The sequence below is a fragment of the Micromonospora sp. SD19 genome, assembly GCF_054462275.1.
In genome coordinates, this window is record NZ_JBTLMN010000002.1 from 133,477 (window position 1) to 158,915 (window position 25,439).

Below are 25,439 nucleotides of genomic sequence, written 5' to 3' on the forward strand. Positions count from 1 at the left end.
GCGGCCAGTCGCGGCCCGACCGGACCTCGTCGTGAGCACCGGTCGGACGATCAGAGGAAACGACAGTGAGTGGCGCGGCCCAGACCTGGCGACAGTTCGGCGACGGACCACTGTCGCGGATCACCTCACGCGTCTACATCCTGCTCGTGGTCGAACTGCTCCTGCTGCTCACCACAGTGCCCGGCCTGCTCCCGTTGCTGCTGCTGGACCGCGACCCCAGCAACCTGCCGCTGGTCGCGCTCCTCCTGGTACCTGTCGGTCCGGCCCTCTCCGCCGCCCTGTACGTCCTGCGCCACCAGCGAACCGACCTGACCGACCTGCGCCCGGCGGCGGTGTTCTGGCGCGGCTACCGGGCGAACGCGTTCGGGGTGCTGCGCATCTGGGTGCCGACGCTGCTGTGGTTGGCCGTGCTCGCCCTGAACCTCGCCTACCGGGACGCGGTCGGCCTGGCGACCTGGTGGACGGTGCCGTTGGTGCTGATCGCGGTGGCGGTGACACTCGGCGCGGCCAACGCCCTGGTGATCACCTCGCTGTTCGACTTCCGCACCCGGGACGTGCTCCGACTGGCGGTGCACTTCCTCGTGCGTACCCCGGCGGTCACCGTCGGGAACGTCCTGCTGCTGGCCGCGGCGGCCGGGATCACCGCGGTCCTCTCCGAGGCGGTGCTGACGCTGCTCGCGTCGATCGCCGCCCTGGCGTTCCTGCGCGTCAGCGAGCCGATGATCCACCTGATCCGGAAGGAGTTCACGACATGAGCCTGCCCCTGAGCGCCACGGTGCCCTTCGGGGGCGACGACAACCCGCGACAGGAGACCGAACCGCCGTCGGCGCTCGCCACCCCGCGACTGCCGGCGTACCGGGTCGTCGTGCTGGAGGGAGACCGGTGAACGCCGAAGAGTCAGTGGACCTGGAGCAGTTGATGTTCGTCGACGAGCCGATGGATGGTGACGGGCCGCGGGTCCACCCGGCCTGGTTGCCCCCGGAGGCGTTCCGGTCGCTCGGTGCGCGCCGCGTCCTCCTGCACGGCGAGGGGTTGCTCGTCGACACCGTCCTCGACGAGGTCTCACGGGCCTGCGCGCGCTACGGCGGGCTGGTGTGGCACTCCCCGTCCTGGGACGTCGACGTCGACCTGGTGCTCGCCCTGCGCGACGCCGCTGAGCTGCCCAACCCGTCGGTCGAGGCGGCCCGTGCCGCCGGTGAGGCGGCGCTGGTCGAGCTGGGCGACGGCGAGACGCTCGGCGACGAGGGTTTCGTGTTGGCGCGAGCCGGTGACGTGACGGTCGTGCTGGCCGACGCGCCGGCCGGCCTGCTGTACGGGCTCTTCCACGTGGTCCGGCTCTGCGCGGCGGCCTTCGACCCGGCCCGCCCGCCGGAGTGGCACCGGCCGGCGCTGCGCCGGCGGATGCTGAACCACTGGGACAACGTCGCCGTGCACCCGGTGATGGGTCAGGTCGAACGGGGGTACGCCGGCGGTTCGATCTTCTGGCGGGACGGCCGTTCGCGCGGCGACCTGGACCGGGTGCGGGAGTACGCGCGGCTGTTGGCGTCCTGCGGGGTCAACGCGATCTCGGTGAACAACGTCAACGTGGCCCGCACCGAGGCGCTGCTGCTCACCGAACGGCTCGGTGACGTGGCCGAGATCGCGGACGTGCTGCGCCGCTACGGCATCCGGGTGCACCTGTCGGTCAGCTTCGCCGCGCCGGTGCTCCTCGGTGGCCTGTCGACCGCCGACCCCCTCGACGAGAACGTGCGGGTCTGGTGGGCCGCGACCACCCGGCGGGTGTACGAGCGCATCCCGGACTTCGGCGGTTACCTGGTGAAGGCCGACTCGGAGGGGCAGCCGGGCCCGTTCACGTACGGCCGTGACCACGCCGACGGCGCGAACCTGCTGGCCGAGGCGCTCGCCCCGCACGGGGGAGTGGTGCACTGGCGGGCGTTCGTCTACAACCACCACCAGGACTGGCGGGACCGGTCCACCGACCGGGCGCGGGCCGCCTACGATCACTTCGCCCCGCTCGACGGGCGCTTCCGCACCAACGTGGTCGTCCAGGTGAAGTTCGGTCCGGTGGACTTCCAGACGCGGGAGCCGATCTCACCGGTGCTCGCCGCGATGCCGGCGACCCGGTTGGCGGTGGAGTTGCAGGTCACCCAGGAGTACACGGGCCAGCAACGGCACGTCTGCCACCTCGGCCCGTGGTGGAGTGAGGTGCTCAGCTTCGCCCCCTGGGGGCCCGGCGGGCGGACGATCGCCGACGTGGTCACCGGGGAGGCGGGGGCGGGCGGCGGGATGGTCGCCGTCGCCAACGTCGGCGACGACCCGTTCTGGACCGGGCATCCGTTGGCGCAGGCCAACCTGTACACGTTCGGCCGGCTGGCCTGGGACCCGCGGCGGGACCCGACGGCGATCCTCGACGAGTGGATCACGCTGACCTTCCCGCCGTCGGCGACCGCCGACGCGGAGCTGGTGCGGCGTACCCTGCACGAGATCATGGACGACTCGTGGCGCACCTACGAGCGCTACACCGCCCCGCTGGGCGTCGGCTTCATGGTCAACCCCGGCGACCACTACGGCCCCGGCGTCGACGGGTACGAGTACACGCGGTGGGGCACCTACCACTTCGCCGACCGCGACGGCGTCGGCGTGGACCGCAGCCGCGCGTCGGGCACCGGTTTCACCGGCCAGTACCCGCCGTACTGGGCGCAGGTGTACGAGTCACCCGAGAGCTGCCCCGACGAGCTGTTGCTCTTCTTCCACCACGTGCCGTACGGGCATGTGCTGCACAGCGGCTCGACGGTCATCCAGCACATCTACGACACCCACTTCGCGGGGGTGGAGGAGGTGACGGCGATGCGGCGACGGTGGCAGCGGCTCAACGGCATGATCGACCCGAGCGTGTACGAGCGGGTCGCCGAACGCCTGGAGGAGCAGGTGCGGTGTGCCACCGAGTGGCGCGACCAGATCAACACGTACTTCTTCCGCAAGTCCGGGGTGCCGGACGAGCGAGGGCGGGACATCTACTGAGCGGCGACCGACGGCCCGACCACCCGGTCGGGCCGTCGGTCACCTCGCGCTCACCGGGGTCTGCGCGTACCGATAATGTCCCGGTAATTTCTCGCGACCTGTAGTCGCTGATCATGCCGGTCGATGCCGGTGGTAGCGCAGGTGGCCGCCGGAACCGTTGCGGCGAAAGGTTTCCGGAAGTCTTGACAATCGAACGTGCTCGATTGAAGCTGACATGGTCACGCGAGCCGCGGTCAAGGTCGGGCGAAGGGCAGTCCTCGACTCAAGTCCCCTTCCACGCGCCTTTTTTCGCAAGGGATCGCGACGATGACACTCAAGACGAGAATGCTCGGCGTCGTCATGGCTGCCGTGACGTTGGCCGCCGCCGCGCTGACGCTCGCCACCCCCGCGTCGGCGGCGACGCTCACGCAGGTGATCAACTTCGGCACCAACCCCACCAACCTGCAGATGCACCTGTACGTCCCGGACCGGGTGGCGACCCGACCGGCGATTCTCCTGGCGATGCACTACTGCACCGGGACGGGCCCCGCGTTCCACTCGGGCACGCAGTACGCATCCCTGGCGGACCGGTACGGGTTCATCGTGATCTACCCGTCGGCAACCCGCAGCAGCAAGTGCTGGGACGTCTACTCGCCGCAGGCGTTGCGCCGTGGCGGCGGCAGCGACCCGGTCGGGCTGATGTCCATGGTCGACTACGTGAAGCAGCGCTACTCCGCCGACCCCGCGCGGATCTTCGCCACCGGCACCTCGTCCGGCGCGATGATGACCAACGTCATGCTGGGTGACTACCCGGACGTGTTCGCGGCGGGCGCCTCGTTCGCCGGGGTGCCGTTCGCCTGTTTCGCCACCGGCGGCACCTCGGAGTGGAACAGCCAGTGCGCGAACGGGCAACTCATCCGGACCGCGCAGCAGTGGGGTGACCTGATCCGGGAGGCGTACCCCGGCTACACCGGACAGCGACCCCGGATGCAGATCTGGCACGGCACCAACGATGAGACGCTGCGCTACCCGAACTTCGGTGAGCAGGTCAAGCAGTGGACCAACGTGCACGGGCTGAGCCAGACCCCGACGTACACCGACTCCCCGCAGTCCGGCTACACCCGCACCCGGTACGGCAGCAGCGGCCCGATGGCGCCGGTCGAGGCGATCAGCATGCAGGGTGTCACGCACAACCTTCCGGTCGACGCCGCGCAGGTGATCCGCTTCTTCGGGCTGGACGGGACCGCACCGCCGACCACTCCGCCCCCGACCACTCCGCCCCCGACCACTCCGCCCCCGACCACCCCACCCCCGACCACTCCGCCGCCGACGACCCCGCCGCCGAGCGAGGGTGCCTGCCGGGTCGGCTACACGGTCAACGCCTGGAACAACGGCCTCACCGCGAGTGTGGCCATCACCAACACCGGCACCACCGCCGTGAACGGCTGGGCGCTGACCTTCACCCTGCCCAGCGGGCAGCGCATCACCGGCGGCTGGAACGCCCAGTACGCGCCGACGAGCGGTGCGGTGACCGCCCGCAACGTCTCCTACAACGGCACCATCGCCCCGAACGCGTCGGTCGAGATCGGCTTCCAGGCCACGCATGAGGGCGGCACCGGCAAGCCCGCTTCGTTCGCACTCAACGGTGCCGCCTGTTCGGTGTCCTGATTTCCCCTTCCACCCCACCACCCGAGAAGGAGTCACACGATGAGAAATGCGAGATGGAAGGCGGCATCGAGAGCCGCCATCGCGCTGACCAGCGCGGGGGCCCTCGCCGCCGGTATGGCGCTGTTCATGACCGCGCCGGCCGCCGCCGGTACGACGCTCGGCGCGTCGGCTGCGGAGAAGGGGCGGTATTTCGGTACGGCGGTGGCGGCGAACAAGTTGTCTGATAGTGCGTACACGACGATTTTGAACCGTGAGTTCAATTCGGTGACGCCTGAGAATGAGATGAAGATCGACGCGACGGAGCCGCAGCAGGGTCGGTTCAGTTACGGTGCCGCGGATCAGATTGTCAGTCATGCGCGGTCTCGGGGTATGAGCGTGCGGGGTCACACGTTGGCGTGGCATTCGCAGCAGCCGGGTTGGATGCAGAGCATGAGTGGTAGTGCGTTGCGGCAGGCGATGCTCAATCATGTGACGCAGGTGGCGACGCACTTCCGGGGTCAGGTGGTGGCGTGGGATGTGGTGAACGAGGCGTTCGCCGATGGTAGTTCGGGTGCGCGTCGTGACTCGAATTTGCAGCGTACGGGCAATGACTGGATCGAGGCGGCGTTCCGGGCGGCGGACGCGGCGGATCCGAACGCGAAGTTGTGCTACAACGACTACAACACCGACAACTGGACGCACGCGAAGACGCAGGCCGTGTACAACATGGTGCGCGACTTCAAGTCGCGTGGTGTGCCGATCGACTGCGTCGGGTTCCAGTCGCACTTCAACAACGACTCGCCCTATGTGAGCAACTACCGCACCACGCTGTCGAGCTTTGCGGCTCTCGGTGTGGACGTCCAGATCACCGAGCTGGACATCCAGGGCGCGTCGGCCAACACCTACCGCAGCGTGGTGGAGGACTGCCTCGCCGTTTCGCGCTGCAACGGCATCACCGTGTGGGGCATCCGGGACAGTGACTCGTGGCGGGCCTCCCAGACCCCGTTGCTGTTCAACAGCAACGGCTCGAAGAAGCCGGCGTACGACGCCGTCCTCGCGGCGTTGAACAACGGCACCACGCCGACCGACCCGCCCACCGACCCGCCGACCGACCCGCCGACCGATCCGCCCACGACCCCGCCGCCGGGGACGGGTGGCTGCACGGCCACGGTGACGGTGAACCAGTGGACGGGTGGCTTCGTGGCGAACGTTCGGGTGACGGCCGGATCGTCGGCCCTCAACGGCTGGACGGTGACGATCGCGCTGCCGTCGGGCGCGACGGTCACCAACGCGTGGAGCGCCGACCGCAGCGGTAACAGCGGCACGACAACCTGGACGAACGTGTCGTACAACGGCCAGGTCGGCGCCGGACAGTCCACCGAGTACGGCTTCCAGGCCAACGGCACCGCCGGCACTCTCAGCCCCACCTGCTCAGCCCGCTAAACCCTGGTCCGGCCGGTGCGGAGGCAGGACCTCCGCACCGGCCGGACCACCCCACCCCCCACCCCCCGAGCGGGTGATCAAGAGGTTTGCGTCACGACACGCCGTGGACGCTGACCGAAATCTCTTGATCACCGAGTCGAGGTGGGGGTGAGCCCGATTGGGGACGTTAGGAGGTGCAGATCTTCTTGGGCGGTTGGATGTCCAGTTTGGTGAAGACGTTGTCGACTCTGCCGATGCCCGCCTTCGCCGCGATCGGTCCGGCGTTCACCAGATCGAGGAACGCGTTGATCGCCCTCGTCAGGCCAGCGGGAATCGTGTAACCGACGCCGTAGTCCAGGTACAGGCCGAGCTGGGTGCTGCGGCACAGCACGAGCGGTGCCCCCAGCGCGGAGCCGACGGTCAGCCCCACCGAGGCGGTGACTGTCGCGTACAACCCGGCGGTGAAGCCGAGCGCACCCAGACCAGCCCGGAACGCGGCCTGGTAGTGCACGATGATCCCGTTCACGCCGACCGACGGGCCGCTGATCGAGTCCGTGATGCTGTTGCGGACGCTGAGGCGCCAGGGCTCGGTAGCGCCGAACGCGCCGTTGGCGTAACCGAACCCCATGGAGCCGCCCAGCGACCACTCGCCGGCCGCCTTGATGTTGCCGTCCTTGGCGCTGAAGGCCGTCTGCACGCCGATGAGCTGGTTGGCGGTGACCGAGAACGGTACGCCGAGGATCTCGCCCACCGGCACGCTGAAGTCCAGGGGGATGGGGATGCGCTTGTTGATGTTCTGGTGGCTGTCGGTGGCCCCGGCGATCTCGATCCGCAGCCCGGCCATCCCGCCGATCCGCAACTCCGCCCGGCGGACCGTGGCGCCGCGAATCTCCAGGTGGAACCGGGCGGTGGGCCGCTTCATCAGCAACGTCGCGGTGCCCGCCACGCGGATCCCGCCGCCGTCGTAACTGAACCGCGCGCCCACACCGCCGGCACAACAGATCGGGGTGACGGCGAACCCGGCCACCCGCCGCTGAGCGGCGAAGGTTCCCTGTCGCACCGCGCGGGCCACCCCGAGCCGCCCACCCGAGGTCGAGTCAGGCCGTTGCCGGGCGACCGGGGCGGTCGAGGCCACGCCCCCGGCACCCTCACCGTCGGCGTCGTACTCCGCCCAGAAGGGCGTGCCCGCGTCGTGCCGGGTCGGGTTCTCCAACGCGACCGGGCCGTCACTGGCGAAGGTGCCGTCGCGGATCACGTCGGTGATGTCCACCGGCCCCAGGGTCACCGCCAGGTCGCCGGTGTCACGGCGGAGGTCGAGCACCCGCCCGACCGCCCGCCCGGTGAGGAACATGACCTTTCCCCGGGCGAGCGTGTTCGCGCCGCTGGCGCGGGGATCGATGCGCCAGGTGAGCGCGTCCGCGGAGAGCCCGCGCACCGACGCGCCGCCGCCACCGACGAACACCACGTCGGGTTGGTAGGTCACCCCGGGGTCGGACGTCGGCGCGGCCCCGTACCGCTGCTCCGCCGCCGGGTCGGCGGTCGGCGGCTCGGGCGGCCTCGGTGCGGTGTCACCCCGCCCGCAGGCGGTGAGCAGGAGCACTGTCGCGGTGAGCAACGCGATCACCGGACGACGACGCCCCGGCCCGGCGGGCACCACGTCGCCGCCCCGCACGGTCACAGTCGACCGGCGACCGTGGCGGCCGCGGATTCCAGGGCCTTGCGATAGACGGCCGGGTCCTCGGTGCGAACCAACCGGACGCAGGCCCACAGCCCGTCCTTGCTGACGAAGACCGTGCCGTCCTCGGCGTACGACTCGTCGCCCACTCCACTGATTGGGGTCAGCTTGTGCCCGAGTTCGCGATCGATGTCCAGGAACTTCTTCGCGCCGTCACCGACATACACCTCGACCTGCGCGGTCGGGCCGGTCGACGGTCCGGTGTAGGTGCAGCTGCTCCGATCCGGCGCGGGCGGCTCCGCTGGCTCCGCCAGCCGGGTGCCGGCCAGCTTCTCGGCCTCCTGCCTGGTCAACAGCGTGCAGGCGTCGACGGCCGTGGTCGCCGGGGCCACCTGCTCCGGCGGCACCGACGGTTCGCCGTCGGAGGTGGCCGCCACTGTCGGCTGGACGCCGGCGGCGGGGTCGTCCCCGTCGCCGCTCGTGCCGCCGAACAGGGCGCAGCCGCCGAGCCCGGCGAGCGCCAGGACCGCCGCGGCCACGGCTCGTCCGGCGCGTCGCCACACCGGTGCGAGGTGGGTCATCGTGGCTCCTCTCCGTGTCTCGGACTCGGCCGGTTCCGGCCTCGGGCTCACAGCGGGAGGGCGTCGAGCACCGAGCGCAACGTCGACTCGTATCCGCCCGAGGTGGCGCCCAGCCGCTCGAAACTGCTCAGGATCACGGTGTAGCTGCCCTTGTCGCTGACCACGACGGCCTCACCCGCGATGTCCTTGACGGCCAGGTACGCCTTGCGGCCCTTGTCGACGTCCCGCACCTCCCGGTAGACCTGGGTGGCCTGATCACGCTGGTAGGCGTAGGTGCTTTCGCCGGCGAGCGGCGATGCGGTGGTGATGGTCAGCGAGGCGACGCCTTTGCCGTCGCCGAACAGGCAGTTGCCCTGGTCCTGCATCGACTGACCGACGAGGTCGGAGACCTGGGCAGCGCTGAACGGGCACGCGGGTCGGGGCACATCGGGCAGGTCACCGCCGGCGTCGGTGTCCGCGTCGGCGTCGACCCCGACGCCGACGACGGGGTCGCTGCCCCCGGTGTCGTCGGGGCCGCAGGCGACGAGCGGGATCAGCAGCAGCGAGCACCACAGGGGTGCGATCAGTCGGCGCACAGTCATGCTTCCTTCACCTGTCGTGGAACGTCCGAAATGGTGGGGTTGGCCTGCGGCGGATGGATCCACCAGGCCGGGATCAGCCGGTCCACCCGCCACGCGCTGACGGCGGCGGCAGCGGCCACCGCCTCCGCGTCGGGGCCTTCGACCAGCGCGATGACGACATCGTCGGTGGGCAACCGGATGGTGGCGACCAGCCGGCAGCCCACCGTGGCGATCAGCGGTGCCACCGCGCCCGCGTCGGCGGAGCAGTAGTACTGCTCCAGGACGAACAGGTGGTTGGCCATGACCCGACGCTAGGACGTGGCCGGCGGCGAGGAATCGGGCGTTTCCCTATGTTTGCGCTTCTGCCCTGGTCATCGCCGCGCCCAGCTCCGCACGGGTGGAGATGCCGAGCTTGCGGTAGACCCGGGCGAGGTTGGCCTCGACGGTCTTCGGGCTGACGAACAGTTCGTCGGCGATGGCCCGGTTGGTCCGGCCGCGCGCCGCCAGCCGCGCCACCCGATCCTCGGTGGGGGTGAGATGCCGGGGTGTCGGTGCCCGGCCGCCGACGCGAGCCAGCTCGGCCCGGGCGCGCTCGGCGAACGCGGCAGCGCCGATCGCTGTGAACTCCGCCACCGCCGCCTCCAGCGCCTGCCGGGCCGGCAACTTGCGGCGGGAACGCCGGTGCGCCATCCCCGCCACGAACAGGCAGCGTGCGCGATCCAGCGGCAGCACATCCGGCGGTACGGCGTCCCGCGCCGCCGTCAACGCGTCGAGCGCCGGCCCCGGGTCCCGGCCGGTGGCGCTGTCCAACAGCACGCGGGCCCGCGCGGTGCCCAGGATCGTCCAGGGCCGGGGCAGGCGGCGATGCCGGTCATTCAGACGTTGCAGCGCGGCGGCGGCCCGGTCGAGGTCGCCGGCCCCGACGCACGCCTCGATCCAGTCCGGCTCGAAGCGCATCGCCAAGGGCTCCACCAGACCCCTGGCATCGATCGTCGCGGCCAGGGTCGTGTAGGCGGCGGCGGCCTCCGCCATCCGGCCGGCCGACAGGGCCACGAACCCGGCCAACTGCTGGTGGATGCGTCGGCACCAGTCGTCGTCCAGCTCCTCGGCGAGCCGCAGGCCGGACTCGGCCACCCGGGTCGCCTCGGCCAGCCGACCCCGGTGGGCGTCGAGCAGGGCGGCCAGCCAGGTCTCCGCGACCAGGCCGCTGCCGAGCTGGTCGCCGAGGTCCCGGGCGGCGGCGATGTGCCGCTCGGCAGTGTCCCACCGGCCGGCCAGCAACTCGGCCTCACCCAGGTGCGAGAGCAACTCGTGCTGTAGGGGCTCGTCGCCGCGGGCCTCCGCCCGAGCGAGCATCCGGTGCAGCCGATCGCGGGCCCGCTGCGCGTCGTCGATCGACTTCCACCAGATCGCGGGCACCGTGCTCGCCAGCCACGCGGGCTCGTCGCCCTCCAGGCACAGTGCCCGCTCCAGCAGGTCGGTACGCGGCGCCCGGCCGAGGCGTACCTCCTGGAAGAAGAGCAGGAGCAGGGCGGCCGCGAGCAGGTCGTGCTCGCCGTCGCGACCGTCCAACAGCGCGGCGGCGGCCTCGGCGTGCGCCCGCGCGGCCTCGGTGTGGTCGTCGAAGACGGCCAGGTGGGCGTGGACGCGGCCGGCCACTGCGGAGCCCGGCCGGGCCGCCGTCAGGGCCCGGGTGCCGATCTCCACCGCCGCCTGGCCGGCCTCGCCGCTGGACCAGGCGACGACGGCGCGCAGCAGCAACGACTCGGCCCGTAGGTCGCCGGTGAAATCGGCGGCGACCGCCTCGGCCGCCTGCCGGGCCGCCGGGAGGTCACCGCTGTCCAGCCGGCAGCGCGCCGCCGCCAGCCGCCGCCGGCCCAGCAGTGCCCGGTCCTCGACCGGGGTGAGCTGGCTGGCGCGCTCGTGCAGATCGGCGGCGAGGTCGGGCGCCCCCCGGCTGTGCCAGCGTTCGGCCGCGGCGGCGAGGGTCTCCGCGACCACCGGGTCGGGTGCTGTCGTGCACAGCGCCAGGTGCCGGGCCCGCTCGTCCGGGTCGGCCACCAGATCGGCCAGTTTGCGATGCAGGCGGCGGCGGACTCCGGGCGGGATGCCGGCCCGCACGGCGGCGGCATGCACCGGGTGGGTGAACCGCACGCCCGTCGGTGTCACCACGATCAGCCCGGCCTCCTCGGGGGCGTCCAGCGCGGCGGCGGGCACCCCGGCCGCGGACAGGTCGACGAGCGTGGGCACGGTCAGCAGGGCGGCCAGTCGGAGCGCGTCGCGGCTGGGCGGGGGCAGCCCGGCGACGACGTCGGCGAGCAGGTGGTGCATGGACGCGGCCACGGGCAGATCGTCGCCGGGCGAGGGGTGGCGTGGCAGCCGCTGCATGGCGCGGACCACCTCGATGGTCAGCAGCGGATTGCCCCCGGCCTCCCGGGCCACCCGGACCAGCATCGGTCGGGTGAGCGTGACGCCGAGCTGGTCGCGCACGACGTGGTGCAGCGCGCCGACGTCGAGTGGTGGCAGCTCCACCCGGTCGAGCCGGTTGCCGTGGCGGCCGTCGTCGAGCCCGAGCGGCACGTCCTCGCTGTCGCCCTGGCCGCGTCGGCGACTCACCAGCACGCTCAGGCCCGCCACCCGGCGTAGCGCGTACCGCAACGCGCGCTCGCTCGGCCGGTCCAGCCACGGCGCGTCGTCCACTGCCACCAGCGTCCTCAAGTGGGGGTCGGTCGTGGCGGCTTCCAGCAGGGACCGGGTCGCCGCCCCGACCACCCGGGTGTCGACGGCCTCCCGGACGGTGCCGGAGAGGAGCACGACCTCAGCCGCGGCCCGCTGCGGGCCGGGCAGCGCGGCGACCTGGTCGGCGAGCGGACGCAACAGGTCGGCCAGGGCGGCGTAGGGAAGCTCCGCCTCGGCCTCGGTGGGCGCGCAGCTGAGGACCAACCACCCCGCCTGGGTGGCGTGCGCGACCAGTGCCCGCCAGAGTTCGGATTTGCCGATGCCGGCCGGCCCCTCCACCAGCACCGGCCCGGATCGGCCCAGCTGCTGCCAGGCCCGGTCGAACACCTCGTCCCGCCCGACGATGGCGCGTCGCATGGGGAAATTCTGGCATCGGCGACGGTCGCCGGGGCATCCCGCCAACGGGTGATCGGGGATGGCCCGGCCGCCCCGAGGAGTCAGCCGTCGATGCGGGTGATGTTGCGGATCTTGTTGGACGCGTCCAGGGCGGCCACCTTGTACGCCTCGGCCAGCGTCGGGTAGTTGAACACCGCGTCGATCAGGTAGTCGATGGTGCCGCCGCAGCCCATCACGGCCTGACCGATGTGGACGATCTCGGTGGCGGCGGTGCCGAACACGTGCACCCCGAGCAGTCGGCCGTCGTCGGGGGAGACGAGCAGCTTCAACATGCCGTACGAGTCGCCCACGATCTGACCCCGGGCCAACTCGCGGTAGCGGGCGACGCCCACCTCGAACGGGGTGGAACTCTCGGTGAGCTGCGCCTCGGTCTGCCCGACGAAGCTGATCTCCGGGATCGTGTAGATGCCGATCGGTTGCAGGCCGTGCATCTCCCGGATCGGCTCGCCGCAGGCATGTTGCGCGGCCAGCCGGCCCTGCTCCATCGAGGTGGACGCGAGCGCGGGGAAGCCGATCACGTCGCCGACCGCGTAGATGTGCTCCACCGAGGTGCGGTAGTTGCCGTCGACGGCGATCCGGCCGCGTCGGTCGGCCGCCAGCCCGGCCGCCTCCAGCGCCAGGTCGTCGGTCTGGCCCTGCCGGCCGGCCGAGTACATCACCGTGTCGGCGACGATCTTCTTGCCGCTCTTGAGGACGCACAGCGCGGCCGTCTGGTGTTTCTCCACGGCGGCCACCTCCTCGCCGAAGCGGAACGCCACGGACAGGTCGCGCAGGTGGTACTTGAGTGACTCGACGATCTCGTCGTCGCAGAACTCCAGCATCCGGTCGCGGCGCTCCACCACCGTCACCTTCGTGCCGAGCGCGGCGAACATCGAGGCGTACTCCATGCCGATCACGCCCGCGCCGACCACGACCATGCTGCGGGGTACGGCCTGGAGGTTGATGACGCCGTCGGAGTCCACGATGGTCCGGTCGTCGAAGTCGACGCTGTCCGGGCGGGCCGGGCGGGTGCCAGCGGCGATGACGATCTTGTCGAAAGTCACCTTGGACTCGCGGCCGGAGCCACCGTCGACCCAGATCGAGTGCGCGTCGGCGAACCGTCCGGTGCCGGTGATCATCGCGACCCGGTTGCGGGCCAGCTGGTTGCGGATGACGTCGGTCTGCCGGGTGATGACGTGCTGGGTCCGGGCGGCCAGGTCGCTGACCGTGATCTCCTCCTTGACCCGGTAGCTGCTGCCGTACAGGTCCCGCTGGCTCAGGCCGGTCAGGTAGAGCACGGCCTCGCGCAGGGTCTTGGAGGGGACGGTGCCGGTGTTGATGCACACCCCACCGATCATGTCGCGGCGGTCCACGATGCCGACCCGCCGGCCGAGCTTGGCGGCGGCGATCGCGGCCTTCTGACCGCTGGGTCCGGAACCCAGCACCAACAGGTCGTAGTCATACACAGGCGTTAGCGTCGCAAGATGTCCTGGCGCGCGCCAGACTTCGTACCCGAGTGTTACTCAGCCGCCACCGTGCAGCTGCCGCCGTTGAGCGTGACCTCCTCCGGTGGCTGTGATCCGGTGGCGACGAACCCCAGCGACACCGTGCCGCCGGGTGGGATCAGCGCGTTGTGGCGGACGTTGCGCACCCGCAGGTAGCTGCTGTCGCGGTCGACGACCTCCGCGCCCCACAGGCTGCGCAGCTGCTGGGCGGCGTAGAACCGCCACCGCATCGTCCAACCGTCGATCGCCGTCGCGCCGGTGTTGGTGACCAGAAGGCGTGCCACCAGACCGTCGGGCCACTGCCCCACCCTCGAGCGGACCGTGCAGCTCGGCGGTGGCGGCAGCGTGGTCACGGTGACCGGTGCGGACATCGGTGACAGGTGGCCGGCCTCGTCGCGGGCCTGCACCACGAAGGTGTACGTGGTGCTCGGCGTCAGCCCGCTGATCTGGGTGCTGTTGCGCCCGGGCGGGTACTGGTACACCTCGCTGACCCGGGTGAGGACGCCGCCGGCGTCGACCCGGAACACCTCGTACCGGTCGAGGGCGACGTTCTCGACCGAGTGCGCCCAGCGCAGCCAGACCAGCGTGGCGGCGACGTCGTAGGCGACCGGTTGGCCGGGTGCGCCGGGCGGTTGGTCGTCTCCCGGTGGCATGGTCACCCGCACTGTCGGGTCGGACAGCGACCGGTTGCCGGCCGCGTCCACCGCCGCGACGGAGAAGACGTACGTGCGCGACGGCCGCAGGCCGGTGATCCGGATGCTGGTGGTGTCGGTCGAGTACTGGGCGCCGGAATCCTCGAACCGGACGCCGACCGGGTAGCTGACCACGCCGACGTTGTCGGTCGCGGGCGCCCAGGTCAGCTCGATCCAGGTGGTGTCGACGGCGACGACGGTGATCGGGCCGGGGGCGGTGGGTCGTTCGGTGTCCGCGGCGGCGTACGCCGGGGTCGCGCCCGCCGCCAGCACTGTCGTCGTGAGCACGCAGGCGGCCAGCGCGGCGGCCCTGGGTCGGACGCCGCGCACCTGATGATCGCGCATGATGCTTGCCTCGCTTCCGGGTGACCGCAGCGGACCAGTCATCGACTGTCGACGATGTTAGGCCACTGCTGGTCGCACCGTTGCCCCGTCAGCCGACGAGGCGGCGTTCCCAGGCCCAGGCGGCGATCTCGACCCGGTTGCGGGCCTTGAGCTTCATCTGCACGCTCGCCAGATGGGTCTTGACCGTGCCCACGGCGATGAAGAGCTGGGTGGCGATCTCGGCGTTGGTCAGGCCGCGGGCGACGAGCTTCACGACGTCGAGTTCCCGTGGCGACAGCCCGCCGTCGTCGCGCGCCGGGGCCGGTGAGCTGAGGTGCTCCAACAGTCGTACCGTGATCGAGGGGCTGATCAGCGCGTCGCCGGACACCGCCGCGCGGACCGCCTCGACCAGCAGGGCCGGGCCCGAGTCCTTGAGCAGGAAGCCGCAGGCGCCGTTGGCGAGCGCGGTGTGCACGTACTCGTCGAGGTCGAAGGTCGTCACCACGACCACCCGGACCGGGTCGGTGACACCCGCTCCGGCGAGCAGCCGCAGCGCCTCGAGACCGTCGAGGCGGGGCATCCGGATGTCCAGCAGCACCACGTCCGGGCGCAGTCGTCGGGCCAGTTCGACGGCCTGCACCCCGTCGGCGGCCTCGCCGACCACCTCCATGTCCGACTGGGCGCCGATGATCATGCCGAAGCCGGTCCGGACCATCGCCTGGTCATCGGCGATCAACACCCGGATCACCGGGCCACCGCCGAGGGCAGCGGGAACGCGGCGTCGAGCACCCAACCACCGACGACGCCGGGCCCGGCGGTGATCGTGCCGCCGAGCGCACGGACCCGCTCGGTGAGGCCGATCAGACCGAAACCGTGCCCCCGGGCCGGCGCGGTGCGCGGCGAGGCACCGTCGTCGGCGACCCGGACCAGCAACCAGTCCGGGGTACGCCGCACGACCACATCCACGGATCGGGCGTCCGGCGCGTGCTGACGGGTGTTGGTCAGCCCTTCCATCACCACCCGGTACGCCGACGTCGAGACCTCCACCGGCAGTCCCGTCAGGTCGCCGTCCACGTGCAGCCTGGCCGGCGCGTTCGCCGCGCCGTTGAACCCGGTCAGCAGCGGCTCCAACTCGGTCACCCCGGCCAGCGGGGCCAGCGGCGCGTCCGGTGGGGCGTCCGGGTTGCGCAGGATCCCGACCATCCGCCGCATCGAGGCCATCGTCTCCGCGCCGGCCCGCTCGATCTGCTCCAGGGCGACGATCACCCGCTGCGGGTCCTGTTCGGCGACGAACCGGGCGCCCTGCGCCTGCACCACGATCCCGGTCACGTGGTGGGCGATGAAGTCGTGCAGGTCGCGGGCGAACTCCGCGCGCTGCTCCGCCCGGACCAGCGCGATCGCCCGCGCCCGGCCGGCGGCGATCACCCGCAGGTAGAGCCCCACCCCGGCGGCGCCGGCCGCCGCGAGCGCCTGGAGCAGTCCGAAGATCACCAGCAGGCTGTCGGTGCCGACGCGCAGCGGCATCGCGGCCACGGCGAGCCCGGCGGCCACCGCCGCCCACGGGGCGAGCCGGGGCGCGCCCCAACGGCTCACCACGAAGACCACGCCGATCAGCCCGGCCGACTCGGCGAGCCCCCAGGTGCGGGCGATCAGGATGCCGCCGCCTGCGGAGAGGAGCACCACCCCCGCGGTCACCGCCAGTGAGGCGGCGGCGAGGGCCAGCGCGGCCACCGGCAGCCGGCGCGAACCCGGTTGGTGCACCGGCAGCCAGAGCGGCACCGTCGCCACCGCCAACCCCACCGGCACCAGCAGGAGCAGAAGAGCCGAGATCCCGCGGTCGTCCGCAGTGCTGGCCGTGAAGTCGAACAGAGCGAGGAGGCCAAAGGCCACCAGCCCGGCCGCCTGAGCCAGGCGTACCCACAGACGGCGAAGATCCGGAGCGCTCATGGTGACCCAGCGTAGCCAGCCGGGCGGAGCTGCCGGATCGGCCAAAAGGCAGACCCGGTGACGGCGATACCCGGCCCCGGGCCGATGCGCCCACCCCACCGCGGCGGCGACGCTTCCCCGGTCACCACGCAGCCACTGGAGGAACGATGACAACCCACGCCCCGCCGCAGACCAGCCACGCCGCGGTCGCCGCGGTCGACCTGGTGAAGGTGTACGGCAGCGGCGAGACCGCCGTCCGTGCCCTGGACGGGGTCTCGGTCGGCTTCGGCCGGGCCGAGTTCACCGCGATCATGGGCTCGTCCGGGTCCGGCAAGTCGACGCTGATGCACTGCCTCGCCGGACTCGACACGGCCACCTCCGGACGCGTCCTGCTCGGCGGTACGGAGCTGACCGGCCGGTCGGACCGGACCCTGACCCGGGTACGCCGGGAGCGGATCGGCTTCGTCTTCCAGTCCTTCAACCTGCTGCCGCAGCTCACCGCCGCGCAGAACATCACCCTGCCGCTGGACCTCGCCGGTCGGCGGCCCGACGCCGACCTCCTCGCGCACCTGGTGCGGGTGCTGGGCCTCGGCGACCGGCTGAACCACCGGCCCAGCGAGCTGTCCGGTGGCCAGCAGCAGCGGGTCGCGCTGGCCCGGGCGCTGGTGGCCCGGCCCGAGGTCGTCTTCGCCGACGAGCCGACCGGCAACCTCGACTCCCGCTCCGGCGCGGAGGTGCTCACCATCCTGCGCGACTCGGTACGCGACCTCGGCCAGACCGTCGTCATGGTCACCCACGACCCGATCGCCGCCGCGTACGCCGACCGGGTGGTGCTGCTCGCCGACGGGCGGCTGGCCGGCGAGATCGACAAGCCGGACCAGGTGTCGGTCACCGACGCCCTGCGTGAGCTGGCGGCCCGGGCATGAGGGCGACGGTGTTGCGTACCCAGACGGCCGCCGCGGCCCGGCGGCCCGGCCGGCTGATCCTGACCGGCCTGGCGATCCTGGTCGCGTCGTTCGTCGTCTTCGGCACCGTGCTGGTGCAGCAGATCACCGAGCGGACCGTGCGGGACAACCTCAGCGGCACCCCGGCCGTCACCGACCTCGTGATCGGCAGCCCCGGCGAGCCGCCACCCACCGTGGCGGACGTGCGGCAGATCCGGGCCGTGCCCGGGGTGGCCGAGGCGGTGGCCCGGGCGTCGGCCGGGATCTCCGTCGGCGAGGGCTACCTCAACCTCCAGGCCGATCCGGGCACCGGCCCGCTGAGCACGGTCCGGCTGATCGAGGGCAGCTACCCGGACCAGCCCGGCGAGATCGCGGTCACGCCGCGCACCGCCGAGCGGCTCGGGCTCTCGGTCGGCACCACCACCAGCGGTACCGGCGGTGAGCTCACCGCCCCCGCCGCACTCACCGTGACCGGCGTGGTGGAGACCGCCGCCGACGCCGGCTACGACGCGTACGCCCCGGACAGCGCGGTGATCGCCTGGGCGCGCCTCACCGGCGTGGAGCGCGTCGACCTGCGAGTTTCCGCCGACGCCTCGACGGAGGTCGTCCGCCAACGGGTGAGCGCGGCGGTCGCCGGCCAGCCGATCCGCTCCGGCGCCGAGGTGCGCGAGGCCGAGGCCAACGCGGCGGCCGAGGAGGTCGGGCGACTCTTCATCCTGGTCGGCATGTTCGTCTCCATCGCCGTCGTCGCCGCGGCGCTGGTGGTCACCTCGACCTTCCGCATCGTCTTCGCCCAGCGGATGCGGCAGCTCGCGCTGCTGCGGGCGGTCGGCGCGAGTCGGGGCACCCTGGTGCGGGCCCTGACCGCCGAGGGAGCCCTGACCGGGCTGGTCGCCGGCGTCGTCGGGGTCGTCAGTGCCCTCGCCCTCGGGTACGCGCTGCCGGCGGTGCTGCGCGCCACCGGCCGCGCGGTCTCCGCGCCGGGCCTGCCACTGGCGACGGCGGTCCTGGTGGTGATCGGTGCTGTCGTGCTCACCGTGCTGGCCGTGCTGGCACCGGCGCTCTCGGCCGCCCGGGTCTCCCCGCTGGAGGCACTGCGGACGGCGAGCACCACCGCCGGCCGGCGCGGCATCGGGGTCCTGCGTCTGGTCGGCGGGCTGATCCTGGCCATCGGTGCGGTACTGGCGGCGGTCGCGACGATCAGTCAGTTGCCGAAGCCGGACCAGTCGAGCTACGACCCCGCGATGCCGCTGCTTCTGCTGGTCGGGTCCGGCGCGCTGGCGTTCTTCGCGCTGGTCGCCCTCGGTCCGCTGCTGGTACGCCCGGTGCTGGCAGTGGTCGGTTGGCCGCTGCGCCAGCTCGGGCCGCTCGGGCGGATGTCGGTCGGTGGCATCGGCGGGGCGCCGCGCCGGGCGGCCGCGGTCTCCGTCGTGGTCGCGCTGGGCACGACGCTGATCTCCGGGGTGGTCATCGGCGGCACGTCGTTGCAGGTCCTCGCCGACCGCGAGATGGCGCTCGCGGCCCCCACCGACTTCGAGGTCACCGGCAACGGTGCGACGCTGCCGCCGGCTGTGGTGAGTCGGGCCGAGGCGGCGCACGGCGCGCTGGCCCGGGTGGTGCCGTACCGGAAGGTCGACGACGCCACGCTGCTGCGCGGTGCCGACAGGCTCGGCGCCGTCGAGTCCGGCTACCCGATGAGCGACCTGGACGTGGCGGTGTTGCCGAGCACCGGTGACCTGGACGTGGCCCAGGGCAGCCTGGACGATCGCGGCCCCGGCCGGATCGTGCTCAACAGCTGGGTCGCGCGGGACGCGGGCCTGCGGGCCGGCGACACCGCGACGCTCGCCGTCGCCACCCGCCGGGTCGACGTCCGGGTGGTCGCGGTGCTGCCCGGTGACGGGCCGCTGCACGCGGGCATCCTCGCCGACCCGGCCGACCTGGACCGGCTCGGCGTGCCGTCGGCGTACACCGGTCTGCTGGCGGACGCGGCCGGTGCCGGCGAGGACGGTCGCACCGCCGGCGTGCGGGCGCTGCGGCAGGCGATCGCGGGCAGCGACGGGGTGGGCCTCACGGTGCTCGCCGACGAACGGGACCGCACCGACGCGTTGGTGCGCACCCTGGTCTGGATCGCGGTCGGTCTGGTCAGCCTGACGGTGCTGATCGCGGTCGTCGGGGTGGGCTCCACGACCGCGCTGTCGGTGGTCGAGCGGGTACGCGAGTCCGGGCTGCTCCGGGCGATCGGGCTGTCCCGGACGGGTCTGCGCACCATGTTGACTGTCGAGTCCGGCCTGTACGGGTTGATCGGCGCGAGCATCGGCCTGGTGCTGGGCGTCCCGTACGCCTGGTTGGCGGTGCAGGCCCTCGGGATCGCGGCACCGCTGACCGCGCCGCTGCTGCCGCTGGCCGGGCTGTTCGTGGTGCTGGTCGGGCTGACCGCGCTGGCCGGGGTGCTGCCGGCCCGTCGGGCGTCGCGGGTCAGCCCGGTGGTGGCGCTGGGGACTGACGGCTGAGCACCGCCGTGGGGTGGCGTCGGTTGTCGGCGCCGCCCCACGGCGGCCCGGTCAGTTGGGGTTGTTGGCGTGGGTCAACGTCTCCCAGGCGACGAAGAGGTTGTTGGTTCCGGCCGGACGTTGTTGCAGCGTGAGGGTCTGGGTGTTGGTCATGACGTTGCCCAACCGGTTGCTCATCGCGTTGAAGCCGACCTCGGTGATCGGGCCGAGGCCCCGGGTGAGGCTGCCGCCGCAGAGCCAGGAGGGCGGCGCCTCGCCGAGCTGGTAGCGCGAGTGGAAGCCGAGCGCCTGACGCAGCCGCTCGCCGACCTGCGGGTACAGGTCGCGGCCCTGGATCCGGGAGGTCTCCGCGACGTGTGAGATGGCGGAGATCCCGTACCCGGTGTGGACGAAGTCGCGGCAGGTCTCCTGGGCCAGGCCGGCGACGAAGGTGGACTGGCCCTGCCAGTAGCCGATGATCTCCGCGCTGGTGTCCAGACCGCTGCCGGGCGTGGTGTACGGCAACGCGCCGTCGCTGGGCAGGTACACGAAGGCCCGGGTGCGGTTGAGGAAGCGGGTGACCGCCGCGTCGTAGGCGCTGCGGTCGTCCAGGAACACCGCGATGCCGACGGCGGCCTCCATCATGGTCAGTTCCCAGTTGCCGTTGCTGTTCGAGCCGTTGCGCACCATCGGCAGGTAGACGGTGCGCAGCATGGTGGCGAAACGGCTGGCGTTGGGCCAGCTGGTGTACGTGTACTTGATGATCTCGGCGGCCCGGGGCCAGACCGAGGCGGCCCAGCCGGTCTGCAGCGGGGCGTTGCTGCCGGTGTGGGCGGTGATCGTGGCCGACCACGCGTCCATGATCTGGATGGACTTCTGCGCGTACCGGGCGTCCCCGGTGACATACCAGGCCAGCGCGTCGGTGTACGCGGCGATTGCGTCCTCACGCTCGTCGGTGCAGCCGTTGTTCGGGTTGGAGTAGGAACCGCACTCGACCACCGAACGGGGCGCCGGGGTACGCGACAGGGAGGCGTACCGGCTGCTCATCATCTGGTTGTAGGCCGCCGCCCACGGCTGCGCGCCGGCCTGGACCCGACCCCGGACGAAGTCGAGCTGGCCTCGGCTGACCAGCACGCCGGGGTGGGTGAAACCGGCAGAGGGCGGTGGTGTCGTGCCGCCGCCGCTGGGCAGTGTCCAGGTCTGGTTGGCGGTGCCGGTGCAGCTCCAGATCTGCAGCGGGGTGCCGTCGGCCGAGCTGGGACCGGTGGCGTCGAGGCACTTGCCGGAGACCGGGTTGACCAGTTGGCCGGCGTTGGCCGACCACTGCTGCGCCCCGGTGCCGTTGCAGTCGTAGATCTGCACCCGGGCACCGTTTGCCGTGCTGGCGGCGGCGATGTCCAGGCACTTGCCCAGCGCCCGGATGGTGCCGTCGTCGGCCACCGTCCACTGCTGCGCGGTGGAGCCGTTGCAGGTGAAGAGCTGGACCTGGGTGTTGTTGGCCGGGTTCGCGGCGGCCACGTCGACGCACTTGCCGCCGTACCCGGTGATGGCGCCGGTCGCGGCCGCCGTGGCGGGTGCCGCGCCGACGACCATCGCGGCCGGTACGGCGAGCAGGGCCGCGGCGAGCGCGGAGGTCAGTCTGATGCGGGGGTGGCGGGGCACGAGCCCGGCCAGTCGTCGCGCCATGTCGGGTCCTTCCGGGGCGGCGAAATAACTGTAAAGTGTGTTAATCATTACAGCCATACACACCGATATCAATGTCTTCGTCGCCACGGATGCCGTTACGGGTGCATCGACGCGCCCTTGAGCACCTTGTCCACCACGTTGCGTGGCGCGTGCAGCGCCAGGCCCACCAGGTCGAGCTTCTCCCGTCCGACCGCACGGACGGCGGCCCGGTTGTCCCGGTCGTTGCCGGTGGCGAACAGTTCGGCCGTGAAGATCGCCAACCGTAGGCCCCGGGCGAGGGCGCGTGAGTGCGCGCCGACCACCGTCGCCCGATCCCCGGCGAAGATCAGCACCGGCTGGCCGAACATCGGCAGGTAGCGGGTGTCGTCGGCGTCCCGGTACTCCTCGCCGAGCAACTCGGGCAGGGTGCTCGCGATGCCGCTGACCAGGAAGGCGGTGACGTTCAGTCGTTGCCAGCTCGCCAGGTCGTCACGGAGCAGTACGGCGATCTTGGTGGGAAAACGGATCGGTTCGGTCATGGCGTCGAGCCTGCCCGCCCCGACGTCGCCCGGTCTTGTACGTTCTTAGCGTGGCCACCAGCCCGGCTGGCTCGCACGTCAGCGCATGGCGACCCGCGGTAGCCGGGGTCGCCGAGGTCTTCCACGCCCATTTCGTGGACCACGCCTACCCCCGGCACATCCACGACGTGTGGACGCTGTTGATCGTCGACGACGGCGCGGTCCGCTTCGACCTGGACCGGCACCGGCACGGCGCGCTGCGCACGTCGGTCACCCTGCTGCCACCGCACGTCCCGCACGACGGCAGCTCCGCCACCCCGGACGGCTTCCGCAAGCGGTCCTGTACCTGGACACCTCCGCGCTCGACGCCGAGCTGATCGGCCGGGCCGTGGACGAGCCGGACCTGGCCGATCCGCAGCTGCGCGACCGGATCCACCACCTGCACCAAGCGCTGGCCGCGCCCGGCGACGAGTTCGAGGCCGAGAGTCGCCTCGCGCTCATCCTGGACCGGCTCCGCCGCCAGCTGCGCCAGCGCCCTCCGGTCGATGGCCAGCCGGCCGGACGCGGCCTCGCGGTCCGACTACGGGAGCTGCTGGACGCCCGGACCGTCGAGGGCGTCACGCTGGGGGAGGCCGCGCAGCTGCTGCACGCCCACCCGACCCACCTGGTCCGGATCTTCACCCAGGTGTACGGCGTGCCACCGCACTCGTATCTGACCGGTCGTCGGATCGAGCTGGCCCGGCGCCTGCTCCTCGCCGGGCAGCGGCCCGTCGAGGCGGCCGTCGCGGCCGGGTTCTACGACCAGGCGCACCTGGCCCGCCACTTCCGGCGCTACCTGGGCGTCAGCCCGGCCCGCTACCCCGCCCGGGGCTGATCGGACGGGTCAGACGAGCTGGCCGCCGATGACGGAGAGCAAGCGCAGCTTCTCGTCGCTGGGCGACCCGGGCACGGCGGTGAAGACCAACAGCGTCTGCGACTGGTCCGGGTCGACGAGTGTCTGGCAGTGCAGCTCCAACGCCCCGACCTCCGGGTGCGCGAAGTGCTTGGGCGGGCAGTAGCCGGCCGGCACCGGGTGTTCGCGCCACAGCCGCGCGAACTCGACGCTCCGGGCCAGCAGGTCGTCGACGAGCGCGGCGGCCCGTGACCCGCGCCCGTCACGGGTGTACGCGGCGTGCAGGTGCGCCACGAGCAGGCGGCTCTGCGTCTGGTGGTCCTGCGCCGGGTGCAGCTGCCGTGCCGCCGGGTCGGTGAACCAGCGGTGGTGGGCGCTGCGCGCCAGGCCGGTGTACCGGGTCTCGTCACCGAGCAGCGCGACGGCCGGCGCGGTCTGCGCCAGGGTCTCGCCCAGGTGGTTCACCACCTGGGCCGGGGTGTCGTGCATCCGGTCGAGGATCCGCATCATGCCCGGGTTCACGTGATCGGCGCGCAGCGCCCGACGCGGAACCGCGTGCCCGGCGAGCTGGAACAGGTGGTCCCGTTCGGCGAGGGAGAGTCGCAGGCCACGAGCGAGCGCGGCGAGCATCTGCTCCGAGGGGTGCGGCCCACGCTGCTGCTCCAGCCGGCTGTAGTAGTCGGTGGACATCCCGCTCAACGCGGCGACCTCCTCGCGCCGGAGCCCTCCGGTGCGTCGGCGCGGGCCCCGGGGCAGCCCGACGTCCTCGGGCTGTAGGGCCTCGCGGCGGGTGCGCAGGAAGCTCGCGAGTTGGGCGCGGTCCACGATGACTCCGATCGGCAGGTGCCGGGAAACGACCCGGCACATCGAGCGCAACAGCACACCCCCAACCCCGTGTTCCCTCCGCCCCACCCCACCCCACCCCACCCCCTTCGCGATCTTGCGGTTTCTGTCGGGACATGAGGTGCGTTTCGCCTCATTCCGACGACCGAAAGTGCAAGATCGGCGGGATCAAAGGGGTGGGGTGGGGGCGGGGCGGCGGGGTGGGGGGGTTAGCGCTGGATGGACTTTGTTTCCAGGAACTCTTCGAGGCCCATTCGGCCGAACTCGCGGCCGTTGCCGGAGTGCTTGTAGCCGCCGAACGGGGCGAGCGGGTTCCAGTGGCCGGCGTTCACGTCGACCTGGCCCACGCGCAGCCGCCGGGCGACGGCGAGAGCGTGCTCCGGCTCACCGAAGACGCCGCTGGTGAGGCCGTACACCGTGCCGTTGGCGATGGCCACGGCCTCCTCCTCGTCCGCGTACGGGATGATCGTCAGCACCGGGCCGAAGATCTCCTCCTGAGCGATCGCGGAGGCCGGGTCGACGTCGGCGAAGATCGTCGGCTGGACGTAGGCCCCGACGGTCAGCCCCTCGGGCCGCTGCGGGCCGCCGAACACCAGCCGGGCGCCGTCGGCGATGCCCCGCTCGATGTACCCGATCACCTTCTGTCGGTGCGTCTCGGACGCCATCGGGCCGATCCGGGTGGCCTCGTCGCCCGGGTCGCCGACTGTGTACTGCTTCGCGGCCTCGACGGCCAACGCCACGACCTCGTCCTGCCGGGAGGCGGGCACCAGCATCCGGGGCCACGCGCCGCAGACCTGACCGCCGTTGCTGAACGCCATCATCAGGCCCCGCTCGACAGCGTCGGGCAGGTCGGCGTCGTCCAGGATGATGTTCGCCCCCTTGCCGCCCAGCTCCAGCGCGACCCGCTTGACGCTCGCCGCGGCCACCGCCGAGATGCGCTGCCCGGCGCGGGTGGAGCCGGTGAACGAGATCATGTCGATGTCCGGGTGGGCGGAGATCGCCTCGCCGACCGTCGCGCCGGTGCCGTAGACGACGTTGAAGACGCCCGCCGGTACGCCGGCCTCGGCGGCGGTCTCGGCGAGGATGCGCGCGGTCAGCGGGGCGTTCTCGGACGGCTTGAAGACCATCGTGTTGCCGGCGAGCAGGGCCGGGGCCAGCTTGGAGACGATCTGCTGGAGCGGGAAATTCCACGGCGTGATCGCGCCGACCACGCCGATCGGCTCGCGGACGATCAGCGAGTTGCCGACCTCCTCGGTCCAGGCGAAGTCGTCGGCCAGGCCGGCGATGGATTCGAGCACCGCGGCCGGGAAGGCGACCTGGGCGGTGCGGGACATGCCGATCGGCGAGCCCATCTCGGCGGTGATCGCCTGGGCGATCTCCTCGGTACGGGCGGCGAGGCCGGCGCCGAGGCGGCGCAGCACGTCCGCCCGGTGCTGCGGGGTGGTCGCCGACCAGGCCGGGAAGGCGGCCCGGGCGGCGGCGACGGCGCGATCGACGTCGGCGGCGGTGCCGGCCGGGGTCTCGGCGACGACCTCGCCGGTGGCCGGGTTCACGACGGGAAGGGTGCCGGCGGAGCCGGTGACGGTCTCGCCACCGATCCAGTGGCCGGCGACGGTGTGGGTGGAAGGTGTCATGGACCGAC

The 25,439-nt window shown here is 72.1% G+C and carries 22 protein-coding genes; 9 read left to right on the forward strand and 13 right to left on the reverse strand.

All coding sequences use genetic code 11. From position 1 onward, the window contains the following. The first annotated feature begins 65 nt into the window (after nt 1-65). The 5 genes from ACX27O_RS07770 to ACX27O_RS07790 all read left to right on the forward strand — a co-directional run bounded on the left by ACX27O_RS07770 (nt 66) and on the right by ACX27O_RS07790 (nt 6,090). Complete coding sequence (locus tag ACX27O_RS07770) at nt 66-755, forward strand: DUF624 domain-containing protein (RefSeq protein ID WP_357641089.1); 690 nt, start codon at nt 66-68, stop codon at nt 753-755. Beyond that, entirely contained in the window at nt 752-886 is a 135-nt protein-coding gene (locus tag ACX27O_RS07775; protein WP_256443313.1) for a hypothetical protein, read from the forward strand. The genes ACX27O_RS07770 and ACX27O_RS07775 overlap by 4 nt, the downstream gene beginning before the upstream one ends. Beyond that, nucleotides 883-3,021, forward strand: coding sequence for an alpha-glucuronidase (locus tag ACX27O_RS07780; RefSeq protein ID WP_387218941.1), 2,139 nt, complete (start codon nt 883-885; stop codon nt 3,019-3,021). The genes ACX27O_RS07775 and ACX27O_RS07780 overlap by 4 nt, the downstream gene beginning before the upstream one ends. A gap of 306 nt (nt 3,022-3,327) precedes the next feature. Further along, nucleotides 3,328-4,668, forward strand: a complete 1,341-nt coding sequence (locus tag ACX27O_RS07785) for an extracellular catalytic domain type 1 short-chain-length polyhydroxyalkanoate depolymerase (RefSeq protein ID WP_458939159.1) — start codon at nt 3,328-3,330, stop codon at nt 4,666-4,668. 39 nt (nt 4,669-4,707) lie between these two features. Beyond that, nucleotides 4,708-6,090, forward strand: coding sequence for an endo-1,4-beta-xylanase (locus ACX27O_RS07790; RefSeq protein ID WP_210864348.1), 1,383 nt, complete (start codon nt 4,708-4,710; stop codon nt 6,088-6,090). A gap of 166 nt (nt 6,091-6,256) precedes the next feature. Here the strand turns inward: ACX27O_RS07790 and ACX27O_RS07795 are convergent, their stop codons facing one another. The 9 genes from ACX27O_RS07795 to ACX27O_RS07835 all read right to left on the reverse strand — a co-directional run bounded on the left by ACX27O_RS07795 (nt 6,257) and on the right by ACX27O_RS07835 (nt 16,467). Next, nucleotides 6,257-7,741, reverse strand: coding sequence for a hypothetical protein (locus ACX27O_RS07795; RefSeq protein WP_458939160.1), 1,485 nt, complete (start codon nt 7,739-7,741; stop codon nt 6,257-6,259). A 2-nt stretch (nt 7,742-7,743) separates the two neighbouring features. Then, the gene (locus tag ACX27O_RS07800; RefSeq protein ID WP_210862898.1) at nt 7,744-8,325 is read right to left on the reverse strand and encodes a DUF3558 family protein; all 582 of its coding nucleotides are present in this window, start codon (nt 8,323-8,325) and stop codon (nt 7,744-7,746) included. 47 nt (nt 8,326-8,372) lie between these two features. Continuing rightward, nucleotides 8,373-8,906, reverse strand: a complete 534-nt coding sequence (locus ACX27O_RS07805; RefSeq protein ID WP_210862896.1) for a P-loop NTPase family protein — start codon at nt 8,904-8,906, stop codon at nt 8,373-8,375. Beyond that, a complete protein-coding gene (locus ACX27O_RS07810; protein ID WP_030338145.1) occupies nt 8,903-9,187 on the reverse strand; it encodes a hypothetical protein in 285 nt (94 codons plus the stop codon). The genes ACX27O_RS07805 and ACX27O_RS07810 overlap by 4 nt, the downstream gene beginning before the upstream one ends. Nucleotides 9,188-9,233: 46 nt before the next feature. Further along, on the reverse strand, nt 9,234-11,981 hold the full coding sequence (locus ACX27O_RS07815; RefSeq protein WP_030338147.1) for an AAA family ATPase: 2,748 nt from the start codon (nt 11,979-11,981) through the stop codon (nt 9,234-9,236). An 80-nt stretch (nt 11,982-12,061) separates the two neighbouring features. Then, nucleotides 12,062-13,465, reverse strand: coding sequence for a Si-specific NAD(P)(+) transhydrogenase (gene sthA, locus ACX27O_RS07820; protein WP_030338148.1), 1,404 nt, complete (start codon nt 13,463-13,465; stop codon nt 12,062-12,064). 53 nt (nt 13,466-13,518) lie between these two features. Next, nucleotides 13,519-14,541: a fibronectin type III domain-containing protein gene (locus ACX27O_RS07825; protein WP_458939161.1), complete on the reverse strand. Its 1,023-nt coding sequence runs from the start codon at nt 14,539-14,541 to the stop codon at nt 13,519-13,521. An 88-nt stretch (nt 14,542-14,629) separates the two neighbouring features. Continuing rightward, the gene (locus ACX27O_RS07830) at nt 14,630-15,268 is read right to left on the reverse strand and encodes a response regulator (RefSeq protein WP_030338152.1); all 639 of its coding nucleotides are present in this window, start codon (nt 15,266-15,268) and stop codon (nt 14,630-14,632) included. Next, nucleotides 15,265-16,467, reverse strand: coding sequence for a sensor histidine kinase (locus ACX27O_RS07835; RefSeq protein WP_210861203.1), 1,203 nt, complete (start codon nt 16,465-16,467; stop codon nt 15,265-15,267). Before ACX27O_RS07835 ends, ACX27O_RS07830 begins: the two co-directional genes overlap by 4 nt. A gap of 146 nt (nt 16,468-16,613) precedes the next feature. Here ACX27O_RS07835 and ACX27O_RS07840 point away from each other — a divergent pair, with 146 nt between their 5' ends. Together ACX27O_RS07840 and ACX27O_RS07845 are read left to right on the forward strand one after the other, a co-directional pair. Beyond that, nucleotides 16,614-17,372 (forward strand): ABC transporter ATP-binding protein, encoded by a 759-nt coding sequence (locus ACX27O_RS07840; protein ID WP_030338156.1) that lies wholly within the window; start codon nt 16,614-16,616, stop codon nt 17,370-17,372. Continuing rightward, complete coding sequence (locus tag ACX27O_RS07845) at nt 17,369-19,900, forward strand: ABC transporter permease (protein WP_458939162.1); 2,532 nt, start codon at nt 17,369-17,371, stop codon at nt 19,898-19,900. The genes ACX27O_RS07840 and ACX27O_RS07845 overlap by 4 nt, the downstream gene beginning before the upstream one ends. Before the next feature lie 51 nt (nt 19,901-19,951). On the opposite strand, the gene ACX27O_RS07850 is transcribed toward ACX27O_RS07845, so the two are convergent. Both ACX27O_RS07850 and ACX27O_RS07855 read right to left on the reverse strand, forming a co-directional pair. Continuing rightward, nucleotides 19,952-21,565 (reverse strand): RICIN domain-containing protein, encoded by a 1,614-nt coding sequence (locus ACX27O_RS07850; protein ID WP_247676366.1) that lies wholly within the window; start codon nt 21,563-21,565, stop codon nt 19,952-19,954. A gap of 95 nt (nt 21,566-21,660) precedes the next feature. Continuing rightward, nucleotides 21,661-22,083, reverse strand: a complete 423-nt coding sequence (locus ACX27O_RS07855) for a DUF2000 domain-containing protein (protein ID WP_210862690.1) — start codon at nt 22,081-22,083, stop codon at nt 21,661-21,663. A 50-nt stretch (nt 22,084-22,133) separates the two neighbouring features. Between ACX27O_RS07855 and ACX27O_RS07860 the strand changes: the two genes are divergently transcribed. After that, a complete protein-coding gene (locus ACX27O_RS07860; RefSeq protein WP_309140877.1) occupies nt 22,134-22,439 on the forward strand; it encodes an AraC family ligand binding domain-containing protein in 306 nt (101 codons plus the stop codon). 11 nt (nt 22,440-22,450) lie between these two features. Then, nucleotides 22,451-22,936: a helix-turn-helix transcriptional regulator gene (locus ACX27O_RS07865; RefSeq protein ID WP_458939163.1), complete on the forward strand. Its 486-nt coding sequence runs from the start codon at nt 22,451-22,453 to the stop codon at nt 22,934-22,936. Nucleotides 22,937-22,945: 9 nt separating this feature from the next. Here the strand turns inward: ACX27O_RS07865 and ACX27O_RS07870 are convergent, their stop codons facing one another. Then, entirely contained in the window at nt 22,946-23,779 is an 834-nt protein-coding gene (locus tag ACX27O_RS07870) for a helix-turn-helix transcriptional regulator (protein ID WP_210863926.1), read from the reverse strand. A 227-nt stretch (nt 23,780-24,006) separates the two neighbouring features. Continuing rightward, nucleotides 24,007-25,431: an aldehyde dehydrogenase family protein gene (locus ACX27O_RS07875; protein WP_210866182.1), complete on the reverse strand. Its 1,425-nt coding sequence runs from the start codon at nt 25,429-25,431 to the stop codon at nt 24,007-24,009. Nucleotides 25,432-25,439: the final 8 nt, after the last annotated feature.